This window comes from Pseudomonas sp. NPDC078416 (assembly GCF_050268485.1).
GTDB lineage: Bacteria > Pseudomonadota > Gammaproteobacteria > Pseudomonadales > Pseudomonadaceae > Aquipseudomonas.
Map to the genome: position 1 here is coordinate 62,175 of NZ_JBNNGV010000015.1, position 26,516 is coordinate 88,690.

Annotated in this window: 15 protein-coding genes (1 of these 15 only partly in view); 6 read left to right on the forward strand and 9 right to left on the reverse strand. The window is 63.3% G+C overall.

Annotated features, from left to right (window positions below):
- From ACQKEN_RS14980 to ACQKEN_RS15015, 8 genes are all read right to left on the reverse strand, one after another.
- On the reverse strand, nt 1–1,222 hold the beginning of the coding sequence (locus ACQKEN_RS14980) for a non-ribosomal peptide synthase/polyketide synthase (RefSeq protein WP_427686569.1). It extends 14,984 nt beyond the left edge of the window; 1,222 of the gene's 16,206 nt are visible here — the first part of the coding sequence; its start codon is at nt 1,220–1,222; the stop codon falls past the left edge of the window.
- Nucleotides 1,222–10,956, reverse strand: coding sequence for an amino acid adenylation domain-containing protein (locus ACQKEN_RS14985; protein WP_427686571.1), 9,735 nt, complete (start codon nt 10,954–10,956; stop codon nt 1,222–1,224). The genes ACQKEN_RS14980 and ACQKEN_RS14985 overlap by 1 nt, the downstream gene beginning before the upstream one ends.
- A 128-nt stretch (nt 10,957–11,084) precedes the next feature.
- Entirely contained in the window at nt 11,085–12,431 is a 1,347-nt protein-coding gene (locus ACQKEN_RS14990; RefSeq protein WP_427686573.1) for a lysine N(6)-hydroxylase/L-ornithine N(5)-oxygenase family protein, read from the reverse strand.
- Between the two features lie 164 nt (nt 12,432–12,595).
- Entirely contained in the window at nt 12,596–14,290 is a 1,695-nt protein-coding gene (locus ACQKEN_RS14995) for a multidrug ABC transporter permease/ATP-binding protein (protein ID WP_427686575.1), read from the reverse strand.
- Nucleotides 14,291–14,335: 45 nt separating this feature from the next.
- Entirely contained in the window at nt 14,336–14,887 is a 552-nt protein-coding gene (locus ACQKEN_RS15000; protein ID WP_427686577.1) for a sigma-70 family RNA polymerase sigma factor, read from the reverse strand.
- 147 nt (nt 14,888–15,034) lie between these two features.
- Nucleotides 15,035–15,613 carry a GDP-mannose pyrophosphatase NudK gene (gene nudK, locus ACQKEN_RS15005; protein WP_427686579.1) on the reverse strand — a complete coding sequence of 193 codons (579 nt, stop codon included), beginning with the start codon at nt 15,611–15,613 and terminating at the stop codon, nt 15,035–15,037.
- A gap of 722 nt (nt 15,614–16,335) precedes the next feature.
- Nucleotides 16,336–17,262: a Gfo/Idh/MocA family protein gene (locus tag ACQKEN_RS15010; protein WP_427686581.1), complete on the reverse strand. Its 927-nt coding sequence runs from the start codon at nt 17,260–17,262 to the stop codon at nt 16,336–16,338.
- A gap of 66 nt (nt 17,263–17,328) precedes the next feature.
- Nucleotides 17,329–18,516, reverse strand: a complete 1,188-nt coding sequence (locus tag ACQKEN_RS15015) for a XylR family transcriptional regulator (RefSeq protein ID WP_427686583.1) — start codon at nt 18,514–18,516, stop codon at nt 17,329–17,331.
- Nucleotides 18,517–18,705: 189 nt separating this feature from the next.
- Here ACQKEN_RS15015 and xylA point away from each other — a divergent pair, with 189 nt between their 5' ends.
- The 6 genes from xylA to ACQKEN_RS15045 all read left to right on the forward strand — a co-directional run bounded on the left by xylA (nt 18,706) and on the right by ACQKEN_RS15045 (nt 25,047).
- Nucleotides 18,706–20,022, forward strand: coding sequence for a xylose isomerase (gene xylA / locus ACQKEN_RS15020; protein WP_427686585.1), 1,317 nt, complete (start codon nt 18,706–18,708; stop codon nt 20,020–20,022).
- 371 nt (nt 20,023–20,393) lie between these two features.
- Nucleotides 20,394–21,395 (forward strand): D-xylose ABC transporter substrate-binding protein, encoded by a 1,002-nt coding sequence (gene xylF / locus ACQKEN_RS15025; RefSeq protein WP_427686587.1) that lies wholly within the window; start codon nt 20,394–20,396, stop codon nt 21,393–21,395.
- Between the two features lie 185 nt (nt 21,396–21,580).
- The gene (gene xylG, locus ACQKEN_RS15030) at nt 21,581–23,167 is read left to right on the forward strand and encodes a D-xylose ABC transporter ATP-binding protein (protein WP_427686589.1); all 1,587 of its coding nucleotides are present in this window, start codon (nt 21,581–21,583) and stop codon (nt 23,165–23,167) included.
- Nucleotides 23,164–24,300 (forward strand): sugar ABC transporter permease, encoded by a 1,137-nt coding sequence (locus ACQKEN_RS15035; RefSeq protein ID WP_427686591.1) that lies wholly within the window; start codon nt 23,164–23,166, stop codon nt 24,298–24,300. The genes xylG and ACQKEN_RS15035 overlap by 4 nt, the downstream gene beginning before the upstream one ends.
- Before the next feature lie 230 nt (nt 24,301–24,530).
- Nucleotides 24,531–24,773, forward strand: a complete 243-nt coding sequence (locus tag ACQKEN_RS15040) for a CopG family ribbon-helix-helix protein (RefSeq protein WP_427686593.1) — start codon at nt 24,531–24,533, stop codon at nt 24,771–24,773.
- Nucleotides 24,763–25,047 (forward strand): type II toxin-antitoxin system RelE/ParE family toxin, encoded by a 285-nt coding sequence (locus ACQKEN_RS15045; protein WP_427686595.1) that lies wholly within the window; start codon nt 24,763–24,765, stop codon nt 25,045–25,047. Before ACQKEN_RS15040 ends, ACQKEN_RS15045 begins: the two co-directional genes overlap by 11 nt.
- 42 nt (nt 25,048–25,089) lie before the next feature.
- On the opposite strand, the gene dusA is transcribed toward ACQKEN_RS15045, so the two are convergent.
- The gene (gene dusA, locus ACQKEN_RS15050) at nt 25,090–26,100 is read right to left on the reverse strand and encodes a tRNA dihydrouridine(20/20a) synthase DusA (protein WP_427686597.1); all 1,011 of its coding nucleotides are present in this window, start codon (nt 26,098–26,100) and stop codon (nt 25,090–25,092) included.
- Between the last annotated feature and the right edge of the window lie 416 nt (nt 26,101–26,516).

Here is a 26,516-nt window from a genome sequence, read left to right on the forward strand (position 1 = left end):
CTTCGTCCTGGCGTTGCTGATGGTTGTAGAGCACCTGGAACAGCGGGTTGTGGCTGAGACTGCGCTCGGGCGCCAGGGCGTCGACCAGTTGCTCGAACGGCAGGTCCTGATGGGATTGTGCGCCCTGGGAAGCCCGGCGAACGCCGTCGATGACCTGGCTGAAACTGGCGTCGGATTGGACCTCGCCGCGCAGAATCTGGGTGTTGACGAAGAAGCCGATCAGGCCTTCGGTCTCGGCACGCTGACGGCCGGCAATGGGTACACCGATGCGCAGATCGGTCTGGCCGCTCATCCGCTGCAACAGCACTTGATAGGCCGCGAGCAGGACGGTGAACAGCGTCACCCCGCGCTGCCGGGCCAGTTCGCGCATGCGCCCGGACAGCGCGGCGTCGAAGCTGAACGGCAGGCGCGCGCCACGGAAACTCTGGCGCGCCGGGCGTGGACGGTCCGCCGGCAGTTCCAGCACCGGCGGCTCATCGCCCAGTTGTTGCCGCCAGTAGGCGAGTTGCCGATCACCCTCGCCCGCGTCCAGGCAGGCGCGCTGCCACAGGGCGACGTCGGCATAAGTCAGGGGCAGCGGCGCCAAGCTGTCGTCGCCACCTGAAAGCGCGGCGCGATAGGCCTCGACGAAGTCCAGCAACAGCACTTGAATCGACCAACCGTCAGCGATGATGTGGTGCAGACAGACCAGCAGCACGTGCTCATTTGCCGCGCGTTCGATTAACGCCACGCGCCACAGCGGGCCCTGGGCCAGGTCGAACGGGCGTCGGGCGAAGGCATCGGCCAGCGCCTGCACGTCGGCTTCGTCAGCTGCGTGCAGACGTTCAAATGGCAGCGGTTGACCAGGTTGAATCACCTGCTCCGGCGTGCCGTCTTCAGCCGTGGCGAACACCGTGCGCAGGCTGGCATGACGCTCGGCCACGCGCTCGAAGGCCGTTCCCACGGCACCAACATTCAGCTCGCCCTTCAGCCGCAAGGCACCCGGCAGATGGTAGGTGCTGTTGTCCGGTTCCAGTTGTTCGAGAAACCACAGCCGCTGTTGGGAAAACGACGCCGGGCTGCGCTCGCCTGCCACGCCGGGCGGGACCGGCAGCGACGACGCATCGAGGCCCTGCTCGCGCAGCTTGTTCAAAAACACCCGACGCTGAGCGCTGCCAAGGCTGAGGAAACGCGTGGCCAACGCCAGCAGTTTGCTCCGGGAAGTCATGCTCGGTTGCGACATCAGTTGCTTTCCTCCAGCTCATTCATTAACTCGTCCAGGGCATCGAGCCGGTCGAGTGTCAGGGTCTGCCCCTGCAAGGTGTCGATCAGCGCCGCCTGGGCGGCGACGGTGGTGGCTTCGAAGGCCTGGGCCAGCGGGATGCTCACCCCGAGGCGCTCGCGAATGCGCGACAGCAGCCGCGTCGCCAGCAACGAATGACCACCGAGTTCAAAGAAGTTGTCGTGACGACCGACCTGCTCAACCTTGAGCAGGCTCTGCCACAGCTCGGCGAGGACTTCCTCACGTTCGCCTTCGGGCGCTTCGAACACGCGTTCTTCCAGGCTCGGCGCCGGCAGGGCCTTGCGGTCGAGCTTGCCGTTGGCGTTGCGCGGCATCTGCGCCAGCACAACCACGTGCGCCGGCACCATGAACGCCGGTAGCGTCTGCGCCAGCGCGCTTTTCAGCACGTCGCTGGACAGCGCCTGCCGGGCCTCGGCGACCACATAGGCCACCAGTTGCGGGCCGTGGGCCGTCGGTAGCGCGCTGACCACGGCGTCGTGCACCGAGGGTTGTGCCAACAGTAGGTTTTCGATTTCGCCCAGCTCGATGCGCTGGCCGCGGATCTTCACCTGGAAGTCCGCACGGCCTACGTATTCCAGGGCGCCGTCAGCATTCCAGCGGGCCAGGTCGCCGCTGCGGTACAGCCGCGCACCGGTTTCGCCAAACGGATCGGGCAGGAAGCGCTCGGCGGTCAGCCCTGGCCGCGCGGCGTAGCCACGGCCGACACCGACACCGCCGATGTACAGCTCGCCCACCACACCAGGCGCGGCCAGTTGCAGGTTGGAATCCAGCACATACAGGCCGTTGTTGTCGGTGGGCCGCCCAATCGGCATGTTGGCGTTGAGCGCCGGCGCGGCGGTCAGGGTGTGCAGCGCGACATCGTCGGCGCACTCGGCGGGGCCGTAGGCGTTGACCAGCGGCACCTCGGGGTAGCGCGCAAACCAGCGCGCGGCAAGGTCGGTGGTCAGCGCTTCACCGGTCGGCAGCAGCCAGCGCAAAGCATCGAGCCGCTGGGGCGCGACCGCGAGCATGGCGTCGATCACCGCCGGCACGCATTCCAGTACGCTGACTTGGTTGGCCGCCACTTCTTCCAGCAGCCGTTGCGGGTCCTGCACCACGGCGTCCGGCAGAATCTCCACGCGCCCGCCGAACAGCGGCGCGGTGAGGAATTGCCACACGGAAATGTCAAACCCGGTGGCAGCGGTCTGGGCAATGACATCGCCCTCACCCAGCCGCAGATACGGCAGCTTGGACATCTGGTTGTTGAGCATGCCGCGCTGATTGACCATCACGCCTTTCGGCTCGCCGGTGGAACCGGAGGTGTAGATGACGTAGGCCAGTTGCTCGGCGGTGGCGTAGCGGCCCGGATTTTCGTCGGCGGACTCATCGGCGGCAGTCAGCAGCTCTTCAAGCACCAACACACGGGGTTTGCGTTCGGCCAGCGCAACGATCGCCTCGACCTGGGGCAGACACTCCCGCGGCGTCAGCAACACCGGCGCGGCGCTGCTCACCAGCATGCGCGCGCTGCGCCCGGCCGGGTGACGATCATCCAGCGCCAGATAGGCCGCACCGGCCTTGAACGCGCCGACGATCATGCTCAACAACGGCAGGCCGCGCGGTGCGAACAGCGCCACCACGTCGTCGCCCTGCACGCCCGCTGCAATCAGGCCGTGACCGATGCGGTTGGCCTGACGATTGAGTTCGCAGTAGCTCAGGCTCTGACCTTGGCAGCGCGCGACTTCCTGGGCCGGATGGGCCAGCACCCGCGCCTCGAAACGCTCCAGGTAGCTGATGTCGTACCAATGCTGTTGCACCGGGCCGAGCCCTTGGGCCAGCAACTGCTCACGCTCGTTGTGCTCAAGGATCTGCAACTGGCTCAGCGTCTGCTGCGGGTTGTCGATCAACTGGGTGAGCAGACGGCGGAAATGGCTGACCAGCGTGCCCATGTCGGCGTCGTTGAAGTGCCGGGTGTCGTAGGTCAGCTGCAGTTGCAGGGATTCACCCGGCAGCAGCACCACGGTCAACGGGTAGTTGGTGTGGGTGCGGTTGGCCAGCGGGTTGATGCGGTATTCGTTCACGGCCTGCTGCACCTCGGCGCCCAACGGAACGTTTTCAAAGACAAACAGGCTGTCGAACAGCGGCTGGCCGCGGGGGGTGTCGGCGAGCAGCTGAATGTCGGCCAGGGACAAATGTTCGTGCTGACGCATGTCGGCGTTCTGCCCCTGCAAGGCGTTGAGCAGCTCCAGCGCCGAGGCGCCGATGCCAGGCCGGCGGATGCGCAGCGGCAAAGTGTTGATGAACAGCCCAATCGCGCCTTCGATGCCTTCCAGCTCGGTCGGACGACCGGCCACGGTGACGCCGAACAGCACTTCGTCGCGGTCGGCATGGCGCATCAACAACAACGCCCACGCGGCCTGAACGAAGGTGTTGGCGGTCAGGCGGTGCTGGCGGGCTTGCTCGGCGAGTTTTGCGGTCTTATCGGTGCCCAGCGCCAGGGTCACGTCGCGCATCTGCGAGTCACCCTGAGGACTGTGGCGGTACGGCAGCGGCGTAACGTCGGTGAAGCCCGCCAATGCGTTGTGCCAGTAATCGCGGCTCACCGCTTCGTCCTGCTCGGCGAGCCAGGCGAGGAAGTCGCGGTACGGCCGCGCCGGCGGCAGGCTGACCTGACGCCCATCCAGAAACGCGCGGTAATGGGCGAAGAATTCGGTGAGCATCAGGCCCCGGCACCAGGCGTCGATCAAGGCGTGGTGGTGACTCTGGACGATGCGGAAATCCGCCTCGCCGAACTTGATCAGGCGCAGGCGCAGCAGCGGCGCCCGGGCGAAATCGAAGCCCTGCTCGCGCTCGCTTTTCAGCAGGTCATCCAGCTCGGCCTCGGCGGCGTCGCGGGACAGATGGCTGAGGTCGATCAGTTGCACCGGTGACGGCACGCGACGCATCACCACCTGACGCTGCACGCCGCTTTCCAGGCCGTGAAACGCCGTGCGCAACGCCGGGTGACGCTGCACCACTTGCTGCCAGGCGAATTTGAACGCCTCGAAATCCACGTTGGCCCCGACGTCGTACTGGTCCTGCATCAGGTAGATGCCGTTGCCCTGCTCCAACAGGCTGTGCAGCAAAATGCCCTGCTGCATCGGCGCCAGCGGCAGGATATCTTCGATCTCCCGCGCAGGGATGCCGAGGGCATCGAGTTGCGTTTGATTCAACGCCGCCAGCGGGAAATCCGAGGGCGTCAGGCCGGCATTGGTTTCATCGCTGCAATGGGCGATGAGCTGCAGCAACTGCGCTTCATACAGCGCCACCAGTTGCTCGATGCTCTCGCGGCTGAAGCGCTTACTGCTGAAGGTCCAGTCCAGTTGCAACTGGCCGTCGCGCACCTGACCGTCCACCGCCAGGGCATTGGCCAGCGGCCCTTGGGGGTCTCGTAGATTTTTCGGCGTGCGGCTCGACAGCGAGAACAGCGCGCCCTCGCTGTCGTCGAAACGGCCGAGGTAGTTGAAGGTCACGCCCTGGCCGATCAGCTCCGGCAAATCGGCCTTAGTGATGTACTTCAGCACGCCATAGCCGAGGCCTTTTTCCGGCACCGCGCGCACGGCTTCCTTCACCGACTTGAGGGTAGCGACCGCGCCATCCGCTGCGTCCAGCGCCAGCGGGTACAAGCTGGTGAACCAGCCGACGCTGCGGCTCAGGTCCAGGTTGCCAGTGGCATCCTCGCGGCCATGGCCTTCGAGGCTGATGACGTGGCGACGGCGACCGCTCCACTGCCACAGCGCCTGGGACAATGCCGCCAGCAGCAGGTCATCGATGCGTGTGCGATACGCCGCCGGGGCTTCGCTGAGCAGGCAACGTGTAGCGGCTGCGTCTAGGGTCAGGTGCAGGGTTTGGCTGTCGCCGACAAGGCTTTGCACCGAAGCATCGCCGGGCAGGATGGCATCGGCAGCGTTCAGCCCTTGCCAGTACGGCAGTTGTTGTTGCAGCTCAGGGCTGCGCGCCAGGGTGCTCAACGACTGCGACCAGGCCTGGAAGCTCGCGGTTTTGTCGGCCAATGCCACGCTCTTTCCAGCCGCCAGTTGGCTGTAAGCCAGCTGCAGATCTTCCAGCAACACCCGCCACGACACGCCGTCCACGGCCAGGTGATGGATCGCCAGCAGCAACCGCGCCTCGCCCGACGGCAGGCGCGCATTCACTACGCGCAACAGCGGACCGGTGTCGATGTTCAGGCTGCGCTGGGCTTCGTCGTTGAGCGAATCGAGATCGTCTTCGCGGCTTAGCTCACAGGTCCACAGCACCCGCTCGGCACTTTCGCTGTCACGGTAACGCTGCTGCCACTGGCCTGCATCGTTCTGATGAAAGCTCAGGCGCAGGCTGTCGTGGTGGGCCAGCACGGCCCCGAGGGCCTGTTGCAGCAGCGCGGTGTCCAGCGCCTGGGGCACGTCGAGCAGCAGCGACTGGTTCCAGTGCTGACGCTGGGCGATGGGCAGGCTGAAGAAGCGCGCCTGAATTGGCGTCAGGGCAAACTCGCGGGGTGCAACGGATGCCGAAACGGGCGCGGCAGCAGGCTTGGCTTCGGCCACCGTAGCGACTTGGGCGAGTTCGGCGATGGTCTGTTTTTCGAACAACTGCTTGGGCGTCAGGCGAATGCCCTGACGCCGCGCTCGGGCAATGATCTGCAGGCTGAGGATCGAGTCGCCGCCGAGGGTGAAGAAGTTGTCGTGACGGCCCACCGCCTCGACGTTCAACGCCGCTTGCCACAGTGCGGCGAGTGCGGCTTCGACCCCTTCACGGGGCGCTTCGAAATCGTCGGACGTTGTGGTTGGCGACGGCAGCGCGCTGGCGTCGAGTTTGCCGTTGGCGGTCAGCGGGAGGGCGTCGAGGGTCAGAATGTGGCTCGGGACCATGTAGTCCGGCAGGCTCTGGGCCAATTGCGTGCGCAGCGCCTCGCCGTCTACCGATGCGCCATTGATCACTAGTACATAGGCGATCAATTGGCCGCGATCGTCGACGCGCACATGGGCGTCACGCAGGCCGTCAAGCTGGCGCAGCCGCTGGGCGATTTCACCCAGGGCCACGCGGTAGCCGCGCACCTTGACCTGATCGTCGGCGCGACCCAGGAACTGAATTTGCCCGTTGGCCAGCAAGCGCGCACGGTCGCCGCTGCGGTAGAGCCGCGCGCCGCTGCCGCTCGGGTCCGGAATGAAGGCCGCAGCGGTCATGGCCGGACGCTGGTGATACCCGCGCGCCAGGCCCGGCCCGCCGATGTACAGCTCGCCAACGTCGCCCTGCACCACCGGTTGCAGCTGGTCGTTGAGAATCAGCGCCACGGCGTTAGGGAGCGGGCGGCCGACGGGCACGCTGTCGCCAGTCGACTCGCCAAAGGCCTCATTGCTCAGCACGCCCACGGTGGTTTCGGTCGGGCCGTAGTGGTTGATCACCCGGCAGCCGGGCTTCAGGCGTTTGACCTGCGCCACCAGCTCCCACGGCACCGTATCGCCGCCAAGGATCAGCGCGTGTTCGGGCAGCACATCGGCGGCGTTGGTCGCCTGCAACAGGCCGTTCAAATGGGTCGGCACGATCTTCAGCACGCCCACCTTGTGCTCGGCCATGTACACAGCGAAACGGTCGGCGTCGTTGGTGCGGTCGGGGCTGATCAGGTGCAGCGCACGCGCCGAGCACAGCGCGCCGAACAGCACGGTGTGGCCCAGGTCGGCGCCGACGGTGGAGACCATCGCCATGCTCGCTTCGGGCGCCAGATCAAGACGGGCGAGCAAGCCCTGCACGTAATCAGCCAGGGCGCCGTGACTGATGACCACCCCTTTCGGCGTGCCGCTGGTGCCGGAGGTGTAGATCAGGTACGCGGCCTTATCGGCGTGGAGCCGCAGGTTCCGCGCTTCAGCGGGCTGCGTACGCCACGCGGCATCGGCAGCCACGCTGATGAGGTCGCCATGGAAGTCGCCCGGTGCAGCCACATCGCTGATCAGCCAGTGCGTACCACTGTCGGCCAGGACAAACGCCTGACGTTCGGCGGGCCATTTCGGGTCCATTGGCACAAACGCCGCGCCGCACTTGAGCACCGCCAGCAGGCCGACGACGAACTCCAGGGAGCGCTCCAGCAGGATGCCGACGCGGCTTTCCACGCCCACACCGGCCTGACGCAGGTGCTGCGCCAGTTGATTTGCCTGGGCATCGACCTCGGCAAAGCGGGCGCTGCGCAGTTCGTCTTGCAGTGCCAGACGATTCGGTTGTGCGCTGACACTGGCATTCCACAGGCTCAGCACATCGGTGGCCGGGAACGCCACGGTTTCGGCTGCGATGGATGAACGCTCGGCGCCGATTTGCAGATCAGCCAGACGCACCTGAGGTTGCGCCACCACTTGCGCGCAGATGCGCAGCAGGTCAGCGGCAAGACCCGCGATACGCGCCTCATCGAACAGGTCGCAGGCATAGGTGAACACCGCCTGAATGCCGTCGGCGGCGTCGGTGATGTCCAGCCCCAAATCGAAATGCGCCGAGTAGTCGTCGAGCTGGTTGACGTCCATGCGCACGCCGGCCATTTCAACGTTCTGCGGCAGCGGGAATTGCTGGGTGAATTTCACCTGGCACAGCGGGTTGTGGCTGAGGTTGCGCGACACGCCGAGGGCTTCGACCAGTTGCTCGAACGGCAGGTCCTGATGGTGTTGCGCGCCCAGCGCGGTGTGGCGAACCGCCTCGATCAGCGTGCTGAACGACTGTTGCGGCGACACTTCGCTGCGCAGCACCAAGGTGTTGACGAACAGGCCGATCAACCCTTCGGATTCAGTGCAGGTCCGCCCCGCCACCGGCACGCCGACGCGCAGGTCGGTCTGGCTGCTGTAACGCTGCAACAGGGTTTTATAGGCGGCGAGCATGACCATGAACAGGGTCGCGCCGTGGCCGCTGGCGAGGTCGCGCAGACTTTGGCTCAGGTCGCGGTCGAAGGCGATGGCGTAACGGGCGCCGCGATGGCTTTGTTGCGCCGGACGCGGGCGATCGGCCGGCAAGTTCAGAACGGTCTGGGCATCACCCAATCGCTCACGCCAGTACGCCAGTTGGCGCAGGCCTTCCCCACCGGCCAGACGCGCGCGCTGCCAGGCGGCGAAGTCGGCGTATTGAATCGGCAGTGGCGGCAACGCCGGTTGTGCCCCCTGCGCATGGACGCTGTACAGCGCAGCGAATTCCTTGAGCATGACCTGCACCGACCAGCCGTCGGCAATGATGTGGTGCAGGACCAGCACCAGTTGCTGCCGATCCGCTGCCAACCGCACATTGAGCACGCGCCACAGCGGGCCGTTCTGCAAGTCCATCGGCTGCTCGACCGCTGTTCTGGCCAAATCGCTCAAGGCTGCTGCCGGGTCGGTGTCCTCGCTCAGGTAATGGCGTTCGATCAGGACGGGGGCCGGCGCGTGAATGCGCTGCACCAGCTTTTCGTTGGCGTCGATGGCGAAGGTGGTGCGCAGGCTTTCATGGCGGGCGGCCAGGTCGTCAAGGCTGCGTTGCAAGGCGGCGTCGTCCAGCGCGCCGTTGAGACTCAGCTGTCCGCACAGGTGATAGCCGCTGCTGTCCGGCTCCAGTTGCGCGAGGAACCACAGGCGCTGCTGGGCGAATGATTGTTCGGGGTCGCTGTCGCGGGAAATACGCGGCACGCCCGCAGAGGCTTCGGCACTGCGGCCGTGGGTGGAGACGTGCGCGGCGACGTGGGCGTTGAAGGCGCCGAGGGTCGGGTGTTCGAACAGCTGCGCGGGTTCAAGTTTCAGGCCCAGCTCGCTGTTCAGGCGCGACAGCACTTGCACTACGCCGACCGAATCACCGCCACGGGCGAAGAAGTGATCGGCGGCATTCAGGTCACTTTTGCCGAGGACCTCCTGCCAAGCCGCCACAACTTCCGGGAGCAACGGCGATGCATCAACGGGAACGGACGCGCTGTCAGCATCGAGCAAGCGCCCGTCCTGCCAGATCGCAAAGCTGTCGAGGCTGCCGTTCTGCCAGCCGCTGCGGCAGGCGGAACGCTGCAATTTGCCGCTGGTGGTGCGCGGCAGTGCGCCCGGCTCTAAAAGCACGATGACTTTCGGCGCCACCAGAAACAGTTCGGACACGGCGTCGCGCACCGCGTTGCAGATCATCGGCGGCTTCATCAGGCGGCGCACGTTGCGGCTGATTTCCAGCGCAAGACCGACGCCTTCGACGCCCTGTTCGTCCGTCACCGGGAAGGCGGCGATGCGCCCGCGACGCAGCAGCTCGACGCTTTTCTCCAGCGCCTGCTCGATGTCCTGGGGGTACAGGTTCTGGCCGTTGAGGATGATCAAATCCTTCAAGCGACCGGTGATGAACAGCTCGTTGTCGCTGGCAATGCCCAGGTCGCCGCTGCGCAACCAGCGCTTGCCGTCTTCCTCGACGAAGGTCTGCGCGGTGGCTTCGGCGTTCTGCCAATAGCCCTGGGCGACGCTCGGTCCGGCAATCCAGATCTCGCCGACGTGGCCGGACGCGAGTGGCTGCAGCGTGGCCGGATCGACAATGCGCAGGTCGTGATCGGGCCGGCACCAGCCGCATCCTGGCAGACGGCTGCTGGAATTCTGATTAGCGAAAACCGCCTCGGCGGCGTCCCCGGCGGCCAGTTGGCTGCCGTCGAAATGCTTGATGCCGAACGGCCTGTCGCGCTCGGCGGCGCTCACATACAGGGTGGCTTCGGCCAAACCGTAGCTCGGCGTCAGGGCGCGACGGTTGAAACCGGCCGGCGCAAAATGCTCGCTGAAGGCGTCCAGGGTGGCGATGCGGATCGGCTCGGAGCCGGAAAACGCCAGGCTCCAGTTGTCCAGCACAAGGCCCTTCACGGCGCTGGGCTTGATGCGCTCGACGCACAGGCGATAGGCGAAATCCGGCCCGCCGGAAAAGGTCCCGCCGTACTGACTCATCGCTTCCAGCCAGCGCGCCGGGCGGCCGAGGAAATAGTTCGGCGACATCAGCGTCAGCGTACCGCCGTAATACAGCGGCAACAGCAGGCCGCACATCAGGCCCATGTCGTGGTACAGCGGCAGCCAACTGACCCAGCTCTCCAGCCCTGAATCGGAGACGAAGTGCCGGGCCATGGCGATTTCGTTGGCCATGAGGTTGTCGTGGGAGACCATCACGCCTTTCGGTGCGCTGGTGGAGCCCGACGTGTATTGCAGGAAAGCCAGCGACGCGGTGTCGATCAGTGGCGCCTGAAACCCTGTGTGGCCGCCGGTGATCTCCTCGACTGCCGCGAAACGCCCGCCAGCGGGCATAAAGGGCTGCAACAGGTGTTGGAATTTATCCAGATCCTCCCTGCGCCCGAGCACCATCTGCGGCGCGGCGTCGTGGAGGATGCCGGTCAGCCGGTCCAAGTGGGTCTGCCGGTTGTACTCGGGGGCGAAGGCCGGCACGGCGATGACCCGGGCGTACAAACAGCCGAGGAACGCCGCCGCGTAATCGGCGCCGGTCGGCAGGATCAGCACGCAACGCTCGCCGCCCTGCACGCCGAGGTGCTGCAGCAGGCAGGCGGCAATCGAACGCGCTCGTGCATCCAGCTGGGCGTAGGTGGTCAGCAGCGGCGGCTGGTCCTCGTGGACGATGTGTCGAAGGGCAATCCGGTCCGGCTGGGTCTGCGCATAAAAGCCCACCAGTTCGGGAAAATGCGCGGCCTGATCTCGTATGGATTTCATTCTTTCACCTGTTTGTATCGGCAAGGCTCAACCCGCAGGCCGCGCGAAGGCGGCCCACAACGTTGTGAGAAAAGAGTGGGTGGCCGCTGACGACCACCGCTGTGACGGGCTTTGTTTGTTGCCCGGACCTAGCGCGCCAGCTTGAGTGCCACGCGCGGCTCGGCCTGGGCCTGCAACGACCCATGGGCAGCGCGCGCCGAACACGGTTGCGCCTGATCGCCGAAGATCGATTCGACGACTTCCTGGGAGCGGATCGCCAGCACTGACAAGAGGGTGTCGCTCAAACCGTGGCTGTCTTCGCAGCAACCCTGCAGGAAGATCCCCGCTTCGCTGCCGGGGGTCAGGGGCAAGCGATAGTGCCGGTCGACGTTGGCGCCCTCGATGTATTGCTGAATGCCCGAGAGCAGTTCCAGGTGGTAGTCGCGGCGGTAACCGGTGGCGAGCACGACGACGTCAAAGGTCTCACTGCTCATCTGGTCATGGGGCGCATCGCGCAGGAACAGCTCGATGCCATCGCTGGCCACTTCGGCGTGGACCACTTCGCGGTTGGTGAGCATGCGATGACGCTCTTCGCCGCGCACTTTCTGCTGGTACATGCGCTGGAAGATGGTCTCGATCAGGTCGGTGTCGACCACCGAATAGTTGGTGTTGCGGAACTCGTCGAACAGCGCGACGCGACGTTCCTGGCTGTGGTTGAAGATGGTGTCGGTGAACGACGGGTTGAAGATCTGATTGACGAAGGGGCTGTCATCGGAGGGCTTCAGCGCGCTGCCGCGGATCACCAGGGTGGCCTCGACGTTGTCGAAACGCGAGGCCAGGTCTTCGAAGATTTCCGCCGCGCTCTGACCGCCACCAACCACCGCCACCCGCACCGGACCAGGGCGATTGGCGAGCAGTTTTTCGATGCCGCCGCGATAGCCGGCAGAGTGCAGCACGCGAGGATCTTCAAGACCGTCGAAGGCCGCTGGCGACTGGGGAATGCCGCCGATGCCGAACACCAGATTGCGCGCGCGACGGCGGGAGATTTCACCGTTCGCATCGCGGGACAGCACGTCCATGGCGACGAAACGGCCGTCTTCGAAATGCGGCTCCACCGACATCACTTCGGCGCCGTAATGGGCCTGTTCGTTGAAGTGGGACGCGGCCCAGGTCAGGTAATCGGTGTACTCCTCGCGGGTCGGAAAGAAGGTCTTCAGGTTGATGAAGTCCTGCAGGCGGCCGCGCTCGTTGAGGTAGTTGACGAAGGTGAAACGACTGGCCGGATTGCGCAGGGTCACCAGGTCCTTGAGGAAGGAAATCTGCATGGTGGAACCGTCGATCAGCATGCCTTCGTGCCAGTTGAACGCCGGCTTTTTCTCGAGGAAACACACGTGGGGCGCCAGACCGCTGCGCTGGGCATGCTCCTGGGTGGCAATGGCCAAAGCCAGGTTCGACGGGCCGAAACCGATGCCGATGAAGTCGTAGACGAGTTCCATGCTTCCCTCTCGTAAGGCGCGATGGGCGATCGACTCCGGCAAGCCGGGCGACACAGTCGCCGGCGCCGGATGGCCGTTCACGCGCATCAAAAATGTTTAAGACTGATTCTCATTAACATGACGACTGAGGCTGACGGCTGTTTAGTCCCGGTCGCCGAAAATTCTTACAACGCCTCGGCTGTCTTCATCTGGTAAGCGGCACCGATCTCTTCCACCGCGTCGCGGCTGGCGTTTTCGCGGCGATCACCCTGCAGTTCGCTGAGCTGGCCCGACTCCATCTTCACCAGGCGGTCGGCGAGGTCGAAATACTGGTCGTCGTGGCTGATGGCAAACACCGTGACGCCGGCCTTTTTGAACATCGGCAGCAGCTCGCGGTAGAAGAAGCGGCGGAACAACGGGTCCTGATCGGCCGCCCATTCGTCGAGCAGAAGGATGTCGCGCTTCTCCAGCAGCGCCAGCATCAGCGCCAGGCGCTTGCGCTGCCCCTGGGAAAAACGCGTGTCGAGCAGGTGCCCGTCGGCGAGCTGCACCTTGTGCTTCATGTGCAGCTTTTCCAGCCAGTGCTCGACGTCAGCGACATCGGCGTTCTGCCCATCGGGCCCGAGCAATTGAGCGAACAGGTGGAAGTCGGTGAACACACTGGCGAACAGCTGACGGTAGGCCAGCCAGTCGTCCGAGCCGATGACCTGGCCGTCGATCAGGATCGCCCCCGCCGACGGTCGATACAGGCCACTGAGCAAGCGCGCCAGGCTGGATTTTCCGCTGCCGTTGCCGCCCATGAGGAACACAGTTTCGCCACGGCGCAGGGTCAGGTTGACCGGGCCGACATCGAAGCCGGGCTCGTCGCCCTGGGGCGCGTAGTGGTATTCGACGTCACGCAGTTCGAGGGTCTGCCAGTGACCGGCGATGTGGCTCGGGGCAACGTCGAAGCTTTCGTGGTGTTCGGCCAGCGCCAAGGACTCGACTTTATCCAGCGCCACGCGCCCGGAGATCTGCGCCGGAATCGCTGCCACCGCCAGCACCAGCGGCGTGCGCATGAACAGCACGGTCAGCGCGTAGGTCGCGGCTACTTCGGTCGGCGCCCAGCCCAGGCCGTTGGCCAGGTAAAACGCCAGGCCGATGGTGCCCAGGACCATGATGTTGGCCCAGTTGCTCGCCAGGCCGTGATACCGGTCAGCCAGGGTGAAATGCTCGCGGTAGCGCTGGGCGGCGACGTCGAAGGTTTCTTCGTACAGGCGGCGCGCGCGGTCGCGGTTGAGGGTCAGCTCCTTGCGCCCGTCGATCACGCTTTGGTAGCTCTGATAGAGCTTGTCTTCGGACTCACGCAGCGCGCGGATGTGGGCGTTGAGCTTGCCCACCAGCAACCAGCCCACGCCCAACGTGAACGCCATCCAGCACAGCGTGGTGATGAACAGCGACGGCGACAGCCAGGCCAGGTAACTGAACGACGCGACGCTGAGCACTGAGCCGTAGATCAGGTCCGGCAGTTGCACGAAGGCCATGGTCACCGCGCGAATGTCGCTGGACAGGCTGGCGAAGATCTTCGCCCCGCCGATGGATTCGATGCGCTCGATGTTGGTGTCCAGCAGGCGCTTGACCATCACCCGGCGCAGGCCATAGACGAACCGGTGACCCAGCGCGGTCAGCGACAACGACGCCCCGGACGCCAGCGCCAGCAGCACGGCGAGCATCAGGCCGAATTGCCACAGCGCGGTGCCGAGGCCTTCGTGACTGCTGATCATGCGTTGGTTGACGAAGGCAATCACGCCGACGCTCAACAGCCCGCTGCTGACGCTCAGCAGCAGCACCAATGCAAGCGGCCAGCGGTATTGCTGGAAGACCAGACGAATTAATTTCATGGATGACTCCGGGCAGTGAAAACGGGGGACATGACGCGACGATGCCTAGAGCTCGCCGAGCCGCGCACGGCAGTGAGACAGGGTGTCGCGCAGGAGGAAATTGACCATGGTTGGCGAGGTGCCGATGACCTTGGCCACGTCGCGCTGGGTGTAGCCCTGGATCTGGCTGAGGTCGAAGACGATGCGCATGCGCTTGGGCAGTTCGTTGAGCGCGCCGACCAGTTGACCGAGGGACTCGCGACCGGCCAGCACGCGCTCCGGGGACACCTCGAAACGGATCTGCTCTTGCTGCTCGGCTTCGGCGCCGTGGTTGCGTTCGAGACGCTGGCGACGAAGGCGGTCGATGGACAGATTGCGCACGACGCGGAACATGTAGCGCGCCGGTTCCGTGGAGGCCAGGTCGCTTTCGAGCATCTTCACGAAAGCGTCCTGGACCACGTCTTCGGCCCGGGCGCGACAGCCGAGGAATTTGGCCGCCAGGCGCAGCAGCGCTTCGCGGTGGGTGTTGTAGGTGCCCATCAGCGCCTCGAGGCGCGGGTCTCTCGCGCCACGGGTGGCGCCAACACACGGTGAGCCGAGCCGTGTGGGCTGGCTCATTGCAGGGCGAAAATCCATCTTGTTCGACATCCCTGGTAACAAAGGAACGCGAAGGATAACGCAAACGATTCTCATTGCAACGTAAGAAAGTTTACTGATTCGTGAAACTTTATCGTCTTACCCTGAGTCGTTTTGGCCTCACAGTTCTCATTTCATCAGGCGCAGCTCCAGGTATTGCAGGAGCATGATGGTCTTGCCGTCATTGATTTCGCCGCTTTCCACCATGGCGATGGCGCGCTCGAAATCCAGCTCCAGCACCTCGATGTCCTCGCCCTCCTCTTCCAGCCCGCCGCCGTCGCTGACTCGATCGCCGGGTTGGTATTCACCGATGAAAAAGTGAATGCGCTCGGTCACCGATCCCGGGCTCATGAAGGCGTCGAATATCTTCTTCACCGAGCGCACGACGTAGCCGGTTTCTTCCTCGGCTTCAAGGCGAATGCGCTCTTCAGGACTGGCGTTGTCCAGCAATCCTGCTGCGGCTTCGATCAAGTAGCCGTCGTGGCCGTTGACGAAGGCCGGCATGCGAAATTGGCGGGTCAGCACCACGGTGCGGCGTTCGAGGTTGTACAACAGAATCGTCGCGCCGTTGCCCCGGTCGTAGACCTCGCGGGTCTGGGACTGCCAACTGCCGTCACGGCGTTGCAGCTCGTAGCTGTATTTCTTGAGCACGTACCAGTTGTCGGAGAGGAGGTGTTCGTCGGTGATGCGGATGAAATTGGAGGGCATGACAGTCCTTGATAAATGCGTTTTCTGATATCGATTGCCAACGGTGATCCCGCTGATTCAACGCGATCATCCCGTACAAGTCAGCCCGCTGGCGAACCCGTTGTGCCAGGCGATGCGGTGGTGAATGGCCAATCGCGTTCGCCAGCAAGCCGGCTCCAACAGATTTGTGCTCGGCGGAGCTCTATCGTCCGCCGTGAAAACGGCGATCAAACTGGCCGTTTCCCGAGGGTAAGCCTGCGATCAGTAGTCGCGCCGCATCGCTTTTTGTGGGACCGGCTTTAGCCGGGAAGAGGCCAGTGTGAGGACCCTCATATTGGCGGTGTCACACCCGACGCCTTCCCGGCTAAAGCCGGTCCCACTAATAGGCGTTGCATACCCTGCAGGAGCGCGCTTGCCCGCGAAAGCGTCGGATCAGGCAACGCCGTGGCAAAGGGTCAAACATGCTCGCGCCGCACAAAAAACCCGAACTATTGTTTCCATCGATTGCCAACATACGCACGAACGCCGTTCTGTTTGCCCGTGCAAATCCGGATGATGGCGGCACTGATTAACCAGACAAGGATTTGCCCGCAATGTCCATCAACATGACCATTCTGTTGACCCTTATCGTTTCGTTCTCTATTGCTCTGGCCGGCGTGGTACATATCTGACGCTGTCGGCCCACGTGCCATAAGCGACAAAGCCCGACCGGCGCGCCAGATCGGGCAGTTGTTCGTCAGTTGTCACTCATGAAATTCAGGCGCCGTTTCCTTGCTGCCGACAAAGAAACTGTCGGCGACGATGCGCAGCGGTTGCAGGTCCAGGTCGCTTTTGCCCGCGTCGATCAATCGCGCGAAGTGCCCGTACATGGCCGGGTACTCGCCCTCCTCCGAAACGGTCTGCGCCACGCCGTCGATGCTGACCTGCGCGCCGCCCGCGTCCAGACGCATCGCGCCTTCGTCGCAGTGCAGCTCGATGCTCCACTGCTCGTTGACGCTGTGGTCGAAATCCAGCTCGGCAATCACTTGCACGTCCTCACCGGAACGCATCTGCAACGACGCTGCAATCGGCGACTGGCAATTGCTCGGCACGCTCAGGTTCGCCGATTCGACGAACAGCGCGCGGGGCAGCAGTTCGGTGACGATCGACAACGCATTGATGCCCGGATCGAACACGCCCAGCCCGCCTGCCTGCCAGATCCACGCCTGGCCCGGGTGCCATTTGCGCACCTGCTCTTTCCAGTCGATCCGCACCTGCTTGAGGGTCTTGCCCTCAAGCCACTGCACCGCGTTGCGCACGCCAGGGGCGAAGCGTGAATGCCAGGCGAACAGCCCGCTGACGCCCGCTGCATTGACTTCATCAATCAGAGAGAGCGCTTCGCCCAGGGTCGAGCACGGCGGCTTTTCCACCAGCACGTGTTTGCCAGCCTTCAGCGCCTCTTCAACCAGCGCAAAACGCCCCTGGGGCGGCGTGCAAAAGGCGATGGCGTCCACCGCCGGGCCGCCCGCCAGCAACTCTGCCAGCGAGCTGAAATTGGGCACGCCCGGACAGTGCTGACCCAGCGTCGCCACGGCCACCAGTTCAAAGCGGTCACTGGCGTGGATCGCCGGCACGTGCTGGTCCTGGGCGATCTTGCCGTAACCCACCAGCCCTAAACGAATCGGATGCATCGATGACTCCTGTGATGTTGTCGTTGTTATGACAGACGCGCCCACAACGGGGCGCCCTAAAGCAAATCAATGAATCGGTGCCGCATCCCCCTGCTGATATTCGCGAGGGGTGCAGCCGAACTCCCGGCGAAACACCGTGTGCAGGTATTGCGCGGACTTGAAGCCGCAGTTTTGCGCGATGTCGGCGATGGCCGAATCACCGTGTTTCAGCCCCGAAGCGGCGGCGGTCAGTTTGAAGCTCAAAATCTCGTCATGCACGCTGCAGCCGCGTTCCTTGCGAAAGTGCGATTCCAGCGAAGAGCGGGAAATGCCGACGTAGCCCGCAACCTGGGCGGTCTTGATGCCCTGGCAGGCGTACTGGCGAATGAAGTGCAGCGCCTGCATGACGTACGGATTGCCCAGTGGCTGATGCAGGCTGGAAGCCTGAACGTTGATGGCCTCGGGCGGCACCAGAATCTGGTGGGCGGTCGAGGGCATACCGTGCAGCATCTGATGCAGCAACTGCGCCGCCGTGCGGCCCATCAGTTGAGTCCCCTGGGTCACCGAACTGAGCGGCACTCGCGTCAAGGTGCGGGTCAGCGGGTCATTGTCGATGCCGATCAGCGCCACCTGCTCGGGCACCGCAATGCCCGCGGTCAGGCACGCCTGCAGCAACTGCCGCGCGCGGGCGTCACTGACGGCGATGATGCCGATGGGTTTGGGCAGGCTTTGCAGCCAGGTGATCTGCTGTTCGACGGCGCTGTCCCACAACGGCGCGCTGGTGCTCAGGCCGCGATAGACCTCGCCGTGCAAACCGTCGCGCTGCAACAGCCGGCGAAAGGCTTTTTCACGCTCCTGGGCCCAGCGATTGCTCTGGGCTTCCGGCAGGCTGAAACAGGCGAAGCGCGTCAGGCCAGCCTCGATCAGGTGTTCGTAGGCCAGCTTGATCAGAGCAAAGTTGTCGGTCGCGACGTAGGGAATGTGCTTCGGATAGGCCCGTTCGTCCTCGTAGGAACCGCCCACGGCCACCACCGGCAAAGTGCTGCCGGCCAGCGCTTCGCCGATCAGCGGATCGTCGAAGTCGGCAATGATGCCGTCGCCCTGCCAGCGCTCGATGCCTTTCAGGCGGCAGAGAAAGTCCTCTTCCAGAAACAGTTCCCAGGAGGCACGGGTGCTGCTCAGGTAATTGCCGATGCCGGTGATGATGCCGCGGTCATAGATCTTGCCGCCGTTGAACAACAGCGCGATGCGGTGAGCGGGCGGGACGGTTTTCATTATTGTTCCCCGGGCCTGTGAAGCGAGTCGGCACAGACTAGGCCTGCGCCGGGGGAATCTCAATACTCAAAATCGAACACCGGGTTGGTGATTTTCGCAATCGGCGCCGACGGGGCCGTTGCTAGTATCGGGAGCAGCCAAGAACAAAAACACGAAGAACGCCGCCGATAAAACAATAAGGAAACCCCGATGCCCTGCTTCCCCGATGTGGACACCATTCGCTACGAAGGCCCCGGCAGCGAGTCGCCCCTCGCCTTCCGCCATTACGACGCCAACAAGATCATCCTCGGCAAGCCCATGCGCGAGCACCTGCGCATGGCCGCGTGCTACTGGCACACCTTCGTCTGGCCGGGCGCCGACATGTTCGGCGTCGGCACCTTCAAGCGGCCATGGGTCAAACCGGGGGATGCCATGGAGCTGGCGCGTTTGAAAGCCGATGCAGCGTTCGAATTCTTCTCCAAGCTGGGCATCGACTACTACAGCTTCCACGACACCGACGTCGCCCCCGAAGGCGCGAGCCTCAAGGAGTACAGCCACAACTTCGCGCAGATGGTCGACGAACTCGAACGCCATCAGGAACAGAGCGGCATTCAGCTGCTGTGGGGCACCGCCAACTGCTTCAGCAACCCGCGCTTCGCCGCCGGCGCTGCCAGCAACCCCGATCCGGAAGTGTTCGCCTTCGCGGCCGCTCAGGTGTTCAGCGCGATGAACGCGACCCATCGACTCAAGGGCTCGAACTACGTGCTGTGGGGCGGTCGCGAAGGTTACGAGACGCTACTCAACACCGACCTCAAGCGCGAACGCGAGCAACTGGGCCGCTTCATGCGAATGGTGGTCGAGCACAAACACAAGATCGGTTTTACCGGCGACCTGCTGATCGAGCCCAAACCCCAGGAGCCGACCAAGCACCAGTACGATTACGACACGGCGACGGTGTTCGGCTTTCTGCAACAGTTCGGGCTGGAGAAAGAGATCAAGGTCAATATCGAGGCCAACCACGCCACCCTCGCCGGCCACAGTTTTCACCATGAGATCGCCACCGCAGCGTCCCTTGGCATCTTCGGCAGCATCGACGCCAATCGGGGTGATCCGCAGAACGGCTGGGACACCGACCAGTTTCCCAACAGCGTCGAAGAGCTGACCCTGGCCACCTACGAGATCCTCAAGGCCGGTGGCTTCAAGAACGGCGGCTACAATTTCGATTCGAAAGTGCGTCGGCAGAGCCTGGACGAAATCGACCTGTTCTACGGCCATGTCGCGGCCATGGACGTCCTCGCGCTGTCGCTGGAACGGGCGGCGGCGATGATTCAGGACGATAAGCTGCAGGCGTTCAAGGACCAGCGCTATGCCGGCTGGGACCAACCGTTCGGGCGCGCCGTGCTGTCAGGGGATTTCAGCCTGGATGCCTTGGCGCAACACGCGCTGGACAACGAACTCAACCCCCAGGCCGTGAGCGGTCGCCAGGAAATGCTCGAAGGCGTGGTCAACCGGTTTATCTATCCCTGACACCCGAAGGCGCTGTGCACGGGTGCATCTATCCCTGACACGACGCGCGCTCAACGGTAGGAGCCGGCTTGCTGGCGAACGCGGTGGGTCAGCTGTGAAGAGGTCGATTGAACTGACGCGTTCGCCAGCAAGCCGGCTCCTACGGTTCTTCGGCGTGCCAATGAAGCGGCGCTGCCCTCACGAATGGTTCCCGGCTAAAGCCGGTCCTACTAACGTCAACCGGTCCTACTAAGTCAGCAGGTCCTACTACGCAAAGAGGCTGGTTACATTCTCACGACAATTCCCCGCTCGCGGTGCGCGGCCAGTCTCTACAGTTCCACCGGTACATGCTCGAAAAGTGTCTTTAAACAAAAATAACAGGACGCAACCCAATGAAGAGTTTCAAGACCACCCTGCTCGCCAGTGCCCTGGCCCTGCTCAGCCTGCCCGTCATGGCCGATTCGGCCCATCCGAAAATCGGCTTCTCCATCGACGACCTGCGCCTTGAACGCTGGTCCCGGGACCGTGACTACTTCGTCGCAGCGGCAGAAAAAATGGACGCCAAGGTGTACGTCCAGTCCGCTGACGCCAACGAGCAGAAGCAGATCTCCCAGATCGAAAACCTCATCTCCCGCGGCGTTGATGTCATCGTCATCGTGCCGTTCAACGCCACGGTGCTGACCAACGCTGTCGCCGAAGCCAAGAAGGCCGGCATCAAGGTGGTGTCCTACGACCGGCTGATCCTCAACGCCGACATCGACGCCTACATCTCCTTCGATAACGAGAAAGTCGGCGAAATGCAGGCGGCCGGTGTGCTCAAGGCCGCGCCCAAAGGCAATTACTTCTTGCTCGGCGGCGCGCCCACCGACAACAACGCCAAGGTCCTGCGCGAAGGCCAGATGAAAGTGCTGCAGCCGGCCATCGACAAGGGCGACATCAAGATTGTCGGCCAGCAGTGGGTCAAGGAATGGAACCCGACCGAAGCCCTGAGCATTGTCGAAAACGCCCTGACCAAAAACAGCAACAAGATCGACGGCATCGTCGCCTCCAACGACGCCACCGCGGGCGGCGCCATTCAAGCCCTCGCCGCGCAAAAGCTGGCCGGCAAAGTGCCGATCTCCGGGCAAGACGCCGACCTGGCAGCGGTCAAGCGCGTGATCGACGGCACGCAAACCATGACCGTCTACAAACCGCTGAAACTGATTGCCTCGGAAGCGGCGAAACTGTCGGTGCAACTGGCGCGCAACGAAAAGCCTACGTTCAGCTCGCAGTACGACAACGGCGCCAAGAAGGTCGACACCATCCTCCTGACCCCGACGCCGCTGACCAAGGACAACATCGATTTGCTGGAGAAGGACGGGTTCTATACCAAGGATCAGATCGCCGGGAAGTGATCACCCTTCACCGATACCTGTAGGTGCGTGGCTTGTCCCGCGAGCGGCGGGAACCCGTCGTAAAACCTGACACTGTGGTTTGCCTGACACAACGCGTCTGCTGAATTTACGACGGCTTCGCAGCCGGTCGCGGGACAAGCCTCGCTCCTGCACGAGAACTCCGGCCTGTACTGGAATACCGCGCAATGTCCGATTACCTGCTGCAAATGAACGGCATCGTCAAATCCTTCGGCGGTGTCAAGGCACTCAACGGCATCGACATCAAGGTAAGGGCCGGCGAATGCGTCGGCCTGTGCGGCGAGAACGGCGCCGGCAAATCGACGCTGATGAAAGTCCTCTCGGCGGTCTATCCCCACGGCACCTGGGAGGGTGAAATCCTCTGGGACGGCCAGCCGCTGAAGGCGCAATCCATCAGCGAAACCGAGGCCGCCGGGATCGTCATCATTCACCAGGAACTCACCCTCGTCCCCGACCTGTCGGTGGCGGAAAACATCTTCATGGGCCACGAACTGACCCTGCCGGGCGGGCGCATGAATTACCCGGCAATGATCCACCGCGCCGAAGCCCTGATGCGCGAACTGAAAGTGCCGGACATGAACGTTGCCCTGCCGGTTTCGCAGTACGGCGGCGGTTATCAGCAACTGGTGGAAATCGCCAAGGCGTTGAACAAACAGGCGCGCCTGCTGATCCTCGACGAACCCTCGTCGGCCCTGACCCGCTCGGAAATCGAAGTCCTGCTCGACATCATTCGCGAGCTCAAAGCCAAGGGGGTCGCCTGCGTCTACATCTCCCACAAGCTCGATGAAGTCGCCGCCGTCTGCGACACCATCTCGGTGATCCGCGACGGCAAGCACATTGCAACCACAGCCATGGCCGACATGGACATTCCCAGGATCATCACGCAAATGGTCGGCCGCGAGATGAGCAACCTCTACCCCACCGAACCGCATACCGTCGGCGAGGTCATTTTCGAGGCGCGCAATGTCACCTGCTACGACGTCGACAACCCGAAACGCAAGCGCGTGGACGACATCTCGTTCGTGCTCAGGCGTGGGGAAATCCTCGGCATCGCCGGGCTGGTCGGGGCCGGGCGCACCGAACTGGTCTCGGCGCTGTTCGGCGCCTATCCGGGCCGTTACACCGGCGAAGTGTGGCTGGACGGCAAAACCATCGATACGCGCACGCCGCTCAAATCAATCCGCGCGGGGCTGTGCATGGTTCCCGAGGACCGCAAGCGTCAGGGCATCATTCCCGACTTGGGCGTGGGCCAGAACATCACCCTCGCCGTGCTCGACAGCTTCGCCCACCTGACCCGCATCGACGCCGAAGCCGAGCTGGGCAGCATCGACAAGGAAATCGCGCGCATGCACTTGAAGACCGCGAGCCCGTTCCTGCCGATCACCAGCCTCTCCGGCGGCAATCAGCAAAAAGCCGTGCTGGGGAAGATGCTGCTGACGAAGCCGCGGGTGCTGATTCTCGACGAGCCCACCCGTGGCGTGGACGTTGGCGCCAAATACGAAATCTACAAACTGATGGGCGCGCTGGCGGCCAGCGGCGTATCGATCATCATGGTGTCGTCGGAGCTGGCCGAGGTGCTCGGCGTCTCGGATCGGGTGCTGGTGATCGGCGAAGGCCAGCTGCGCGGGGACTTCATCAACGAAGGTCTGACCCAGGAACAGGTGCTCGCGGCCGCACTCAGCCAATCCGGCGACACCGCGTACAACAAAAACAATAGCAACCGGCCAGGTGCTGTGGGAGACGCGCGTCAATGAATCAACTCAAGCAACTGTTCACCCGCTACAAAATGCTCGCGCTGGTGATCGCCATCGCGGTGATCTGGCTGTTCTTCAGTTGGGAAACCGACGGAGGTTTTCTGACGCCGCGCAACCTGTCGAACCTGCTACGGCAGATGTCGATCACCGGGATTCTGGCCTGCGGCATGGTGCTGGTGATCATCAGCGGCGAAATCGATCTGTCGGTGGGATCACTGCTTGGACTGCTCGGCGGCGTGGCGGCGATTCTCGACGTGGTCTACCACCTGCCGCTGCCGCTGAACCTGTGCATTGTCGCCGGCTGCGGGCTTTTGATTGGTCTGGCCAACGGCTGCATGACCGCGTACCTGCGCATCCCCTCGTTCATCGTCGGCCTGGGCGGCATGCTGGCGTTTCGCGGGATTCTGCTGGGGATCACCGGCGGCACCACCATCGCGCCGGTGTCCCCGGAACTGGTCTACATCGGCCAGGGTTACCTGCCGCCGCTGGTGGGGATCGTGCTCGGCGTGCTGCTCTTCGCGCTGACACTGTTCCTGACCTGGCGCCAGCGCAGCAACCGCGCGTTGCACGGGCTGGCCGCGCATTCGCTGGCCCGGGATGGGGTGCGGGTCGTGGCCATCGGTGCCGTCCTCGCCGGCTTCGTCTACACCCTGAACAGCTATGACGGCATTCCGGTGCCCGTGTTGCTGCTGTTGGTCCTGCTTGGCGTCTTCAGCTACATCACCACCCAGACCGTGTTCGGCCGGCGCATCTATTCGGTGGGCAGCAACATGGAGGCCACGCGCCTCTCCGGCATCAACGTGCAGGCGGTGAAGTTGTGGATCTTCGGCATCATGGGCGTGATGTGCGCCCTCGCCGGCCTGGTCAACACCGCCCGCCTGGCCGCCGGTTCGCCGTCGGCGGGCAACATGGGCGAACTTGACGCCATCGCTGCGTGCTTCATCGGCGGCACCTCCATGCGCGGCGGCTCGGGCACCGTCTACGGCGCCCTGCTCGGCGCCCTCGTCATCACCAGCCTCGACAACGGCATGTCCATGCTCGACGTCGACAGCTACTGGCAGATGATCGTCAAGGGCAGCATTCTGGTGCTGGCGGTGTGGGTGGATGTGAGCACGCGGGCTGGGCGGCGGTGAGTGCTTAACCACACCGACTTTCACTGCACTCGAGTTCGTAGGAGCCGGCTTGCTGGCGAACCGGTTGTGTAAGCTCACACGTTCATGTCTGGACGAGTGCCTTCGCCAGCAAGTTGGAGCGCCGGACCGGTCAATCCTGGATCTGTCGTACACGCCTCGCGACAACCTGCCGGTTCTCGATTCAGGACGACGGTGTAACATACGGCCCACCACTCAATGTCGAGGTTGCCATGACCGGACTATCGCTGAACCTCCCGGAAGACCTATCCAACTCCCTCGCCGATCTCGCCAAGGCCCATGGCCAGAGCGCAAGCTATCTGGTGATGGATGTCCTTCGCGACTACATCGAACACGAAAAAAACCTGACCGCCCAGATCGAGCAAGCGGTGATTGAGGCAGACGAAGGAAAATTCGCGAGTGACCAGCAGGTCGCGAAGATGCGCGCCCGGCGTTGGGGTCGGGATGCGAGTTGAGTGGCTGGAACAAGCCCTCAAGAACCTCAAAGATGAAGCCGACTACATAGCGCTGGAGAGTCCAGACGCCGCTGATGATTTCGCCGATGCCATTTTCGCGAGCGTTGATAACCTGGCTTTGTTTCCTGGTATGGGCCGTGAGGGTCGGGTTAAGAATACGCGGGAATGGGCGGTACCCAATTGGTCCTATTTGATACCGTATCGAGTTGTCAGCGATCGGCTGCAGATCCTCGGGATTTTCCATACGAAACAGCGGCCGCGCTCGAAGTGGTGACCGTCAATAATCCGGAATCCGGGAGCCTATAGGCTCCCAACCTCAACGCCCCTCCAGCAACTCCCCCGCCCGATCCAGCAACCCCAGCGGGTCGTCCGTCTTGTGAATATCCACCGAGAACATCTGCCGGAACTTGCGCGCGCCGGGGAAGCCGGTGCCCAGGCCCAGCACATGGCGGGTGATGTGGTGCATGGATCCGCCTTCGCGAAGGTGCGCTTCCACATAGGGGCGCATCAGCCTGAGGGCTTCGGCGCGGGTGATCTGCGGGGCGTCGCTGCCAAACAGTTCGCGGTCCACGCCTGCCAGCAGGTAGGGGTTGTGGTACGCCTCGCGGCCGAGCATCACGCCGTCGAAAGTGGTTAGGTGTTCCTGGCACTGCCCCAGGGTCTTGATGCCGCCGTTGAGGATGATCTCCAGCTCGGGAAAATCCTGTTTCAGTTGCGCAGCGATGTCATAGCGCAGCGGCGGGATGTCACGGTTTTCCTTGGGCGACAGGCCTTCAAGAATGGCGATGCGTGCATGCACGGTGAAGCTGGTGCAGCCGGCGTCGCGCACGGTGCCGACGAACTCACACAGCTGCTCGTAACTGTCGCGACCGTTGATGCCGATGCGGTGCTTGACCGTCACCGGAATCGTCACAGCGTCGCGCATGGCCTTGACGCAATCGGCGACCAACTGCGGATGCCCCATCAACACCGCGCCGATCATGTTGTTCTGCACGCGATCGCTCGGGCAACCGACGTTGAGGTTGACCTCATCGTAACCCGCTGCCTGAGCGAGACGCGCACTGGCGGCAAGGTCGGCCGGGTTGCTGCCGCCCAACTGCAACGCCAGCGGATGCTCCGCCTCGTCGTGGCGTAAGAAGCGCTCGGTGTCGCCGTGCAGCAATGCGCCGGTGGTGACCATCTCGGTGTAGAGCAACGCATTCTTCGACAGCAGACGCAGGAAGAATCGGCAGTGACGATCCGTCCAGTCCATCATGGGGGCCACGGAAAAACGCCGTGAGGGCTCGGACGGCAGGCGGTCGGTACGGGGTTCTGTGATAGGCAGCATGGGAGCAATAAGCAGATCGGGCAAAGAGGACGCGCATTCTAACAGCTCGCACGCCCGGCTGAAGCCGATCCTGCCGGAAACACGCCTCCTCTGCAGGCCGGCCACATACGGCAAGTAATTAAGCAGCCACCAGAAAGTTATTACAACTTAACCGATACAACACAGTCATAAACTTCACGACCTTCCTAAGCATTAGCACGCTAACAACCCGCTTTCAAACGCGCTTCTTAACACATCAATAGTCGCCACTTTAATTAAGTCACTTCCCGGAAGATAATTTGACGCCATAAATTCGTACCTCTGCCGCGCCACTGCCTTATAAACAAACTTATCCAGATAAAAATAGAAGTTGACGCCAACAAAATAAATGAACTTTATTTTAATTAACCACTGGCAAAGTATTTTTATTGGGATAT

Bases quoted from the DNA above. Each gene is read 5' to 3' on its own strand.
- ACQKEN_RS14985 (WP_427686571.1), bottom strand. From the start codon at position 10,956: ATGAAATCCATACGAGATCAGGCCGCGCATTTTCCCGAACTGGTGGGC.
- ACQKEN_RS14990 (WP_427686573.1), bottom strand. From the start codon at position 12,431: ATGGAACTCGTCTACGACTTCATCGGCATCGGTTTCGGCCCGTCGAAC.
- ACQKEN_RS14995 (WP_427686575.1), bottom strand. From the start codon at position 14,290: ATGAAATTAATTCGTCTGGTCTTCCAGCAATACCGCTGGCCGCTTGCA.
- ACQKEN_RS15000 (WP_427686577.1), bottom strand. From the start codon at position 14,887: ATGAGCCAGCCCACACGGCTCGGCTCACCGTGTGTTGGCGCCACCCGT.
- nudK (WP_427686579.1), bottom strand. From the start codon at position 15,613: ATGCCCTCCAATTTCATCCGCATCACCGACGAACACCTCCTCTCCGAC.
- ACQKEN_RS15010 (WP_427686581.1), bottom strand. From the start codon at position 17,262: ATGCATCCGATTCGTTTAGGGCTGGTGGGTTACGGCAAGATCGCCCAG.
- ACQKEN_RS15015 (WP_427686583.1), bottom strand. From the start codon at position 18,516: ATGAAAACCGTCCCGCCCGCTCACCGCATCGCGCTGTTGTTCAACGGC.
- xylA (WP_427686585.1), top strand. From the start codon at position 18,706: ATGCCCTGCTTCCCCGATGTGGACACCATTCGCTACGAAGGCCCCGGC.
- xylF (WP_427686587.1), top strand. From the start codon at position 20,394: ATGAAGAGTTTCAAGACCACCCTGCTCGCCAGTGCCCTGGCCCTGCTC.
- xylG (WP_427686589.1), top strand. From the start codon at position 21,581: ATGTCCGATTACCTGCTGCAAATGAACGGCATCGTCAAATCCTTCGGC.
- ACQKEN_RS15035 (WP_427686591.1), top strand. From the start codon at position 23,164: ATGAATCAACTCAAGCAACTGTTCACCCGCTACAAAATGCTCGCGCTG.
- ACQKEN_RS15040 (WP_427686593.1), top strand. From the start codon at position 24,531: ATGACCGGACTATCGCTGAACCTCCCGGAAGACCTATCCAACTCCCTC.
- ACQKEN_RS15045 (WP_427686595.1), top strand. From the start codon at position 24,763: ATGCGAGTTGAGTGGCTGGAACAAGCCCTCAAGAACCTCAAAGATGAA.
- dusA (WP_427686597.1), bottom strand. From the start codon at position 26,100: ATGCTGCCTATCACAGAACCCCGTACCGACCGCCTGCCGTCCGAGCCC.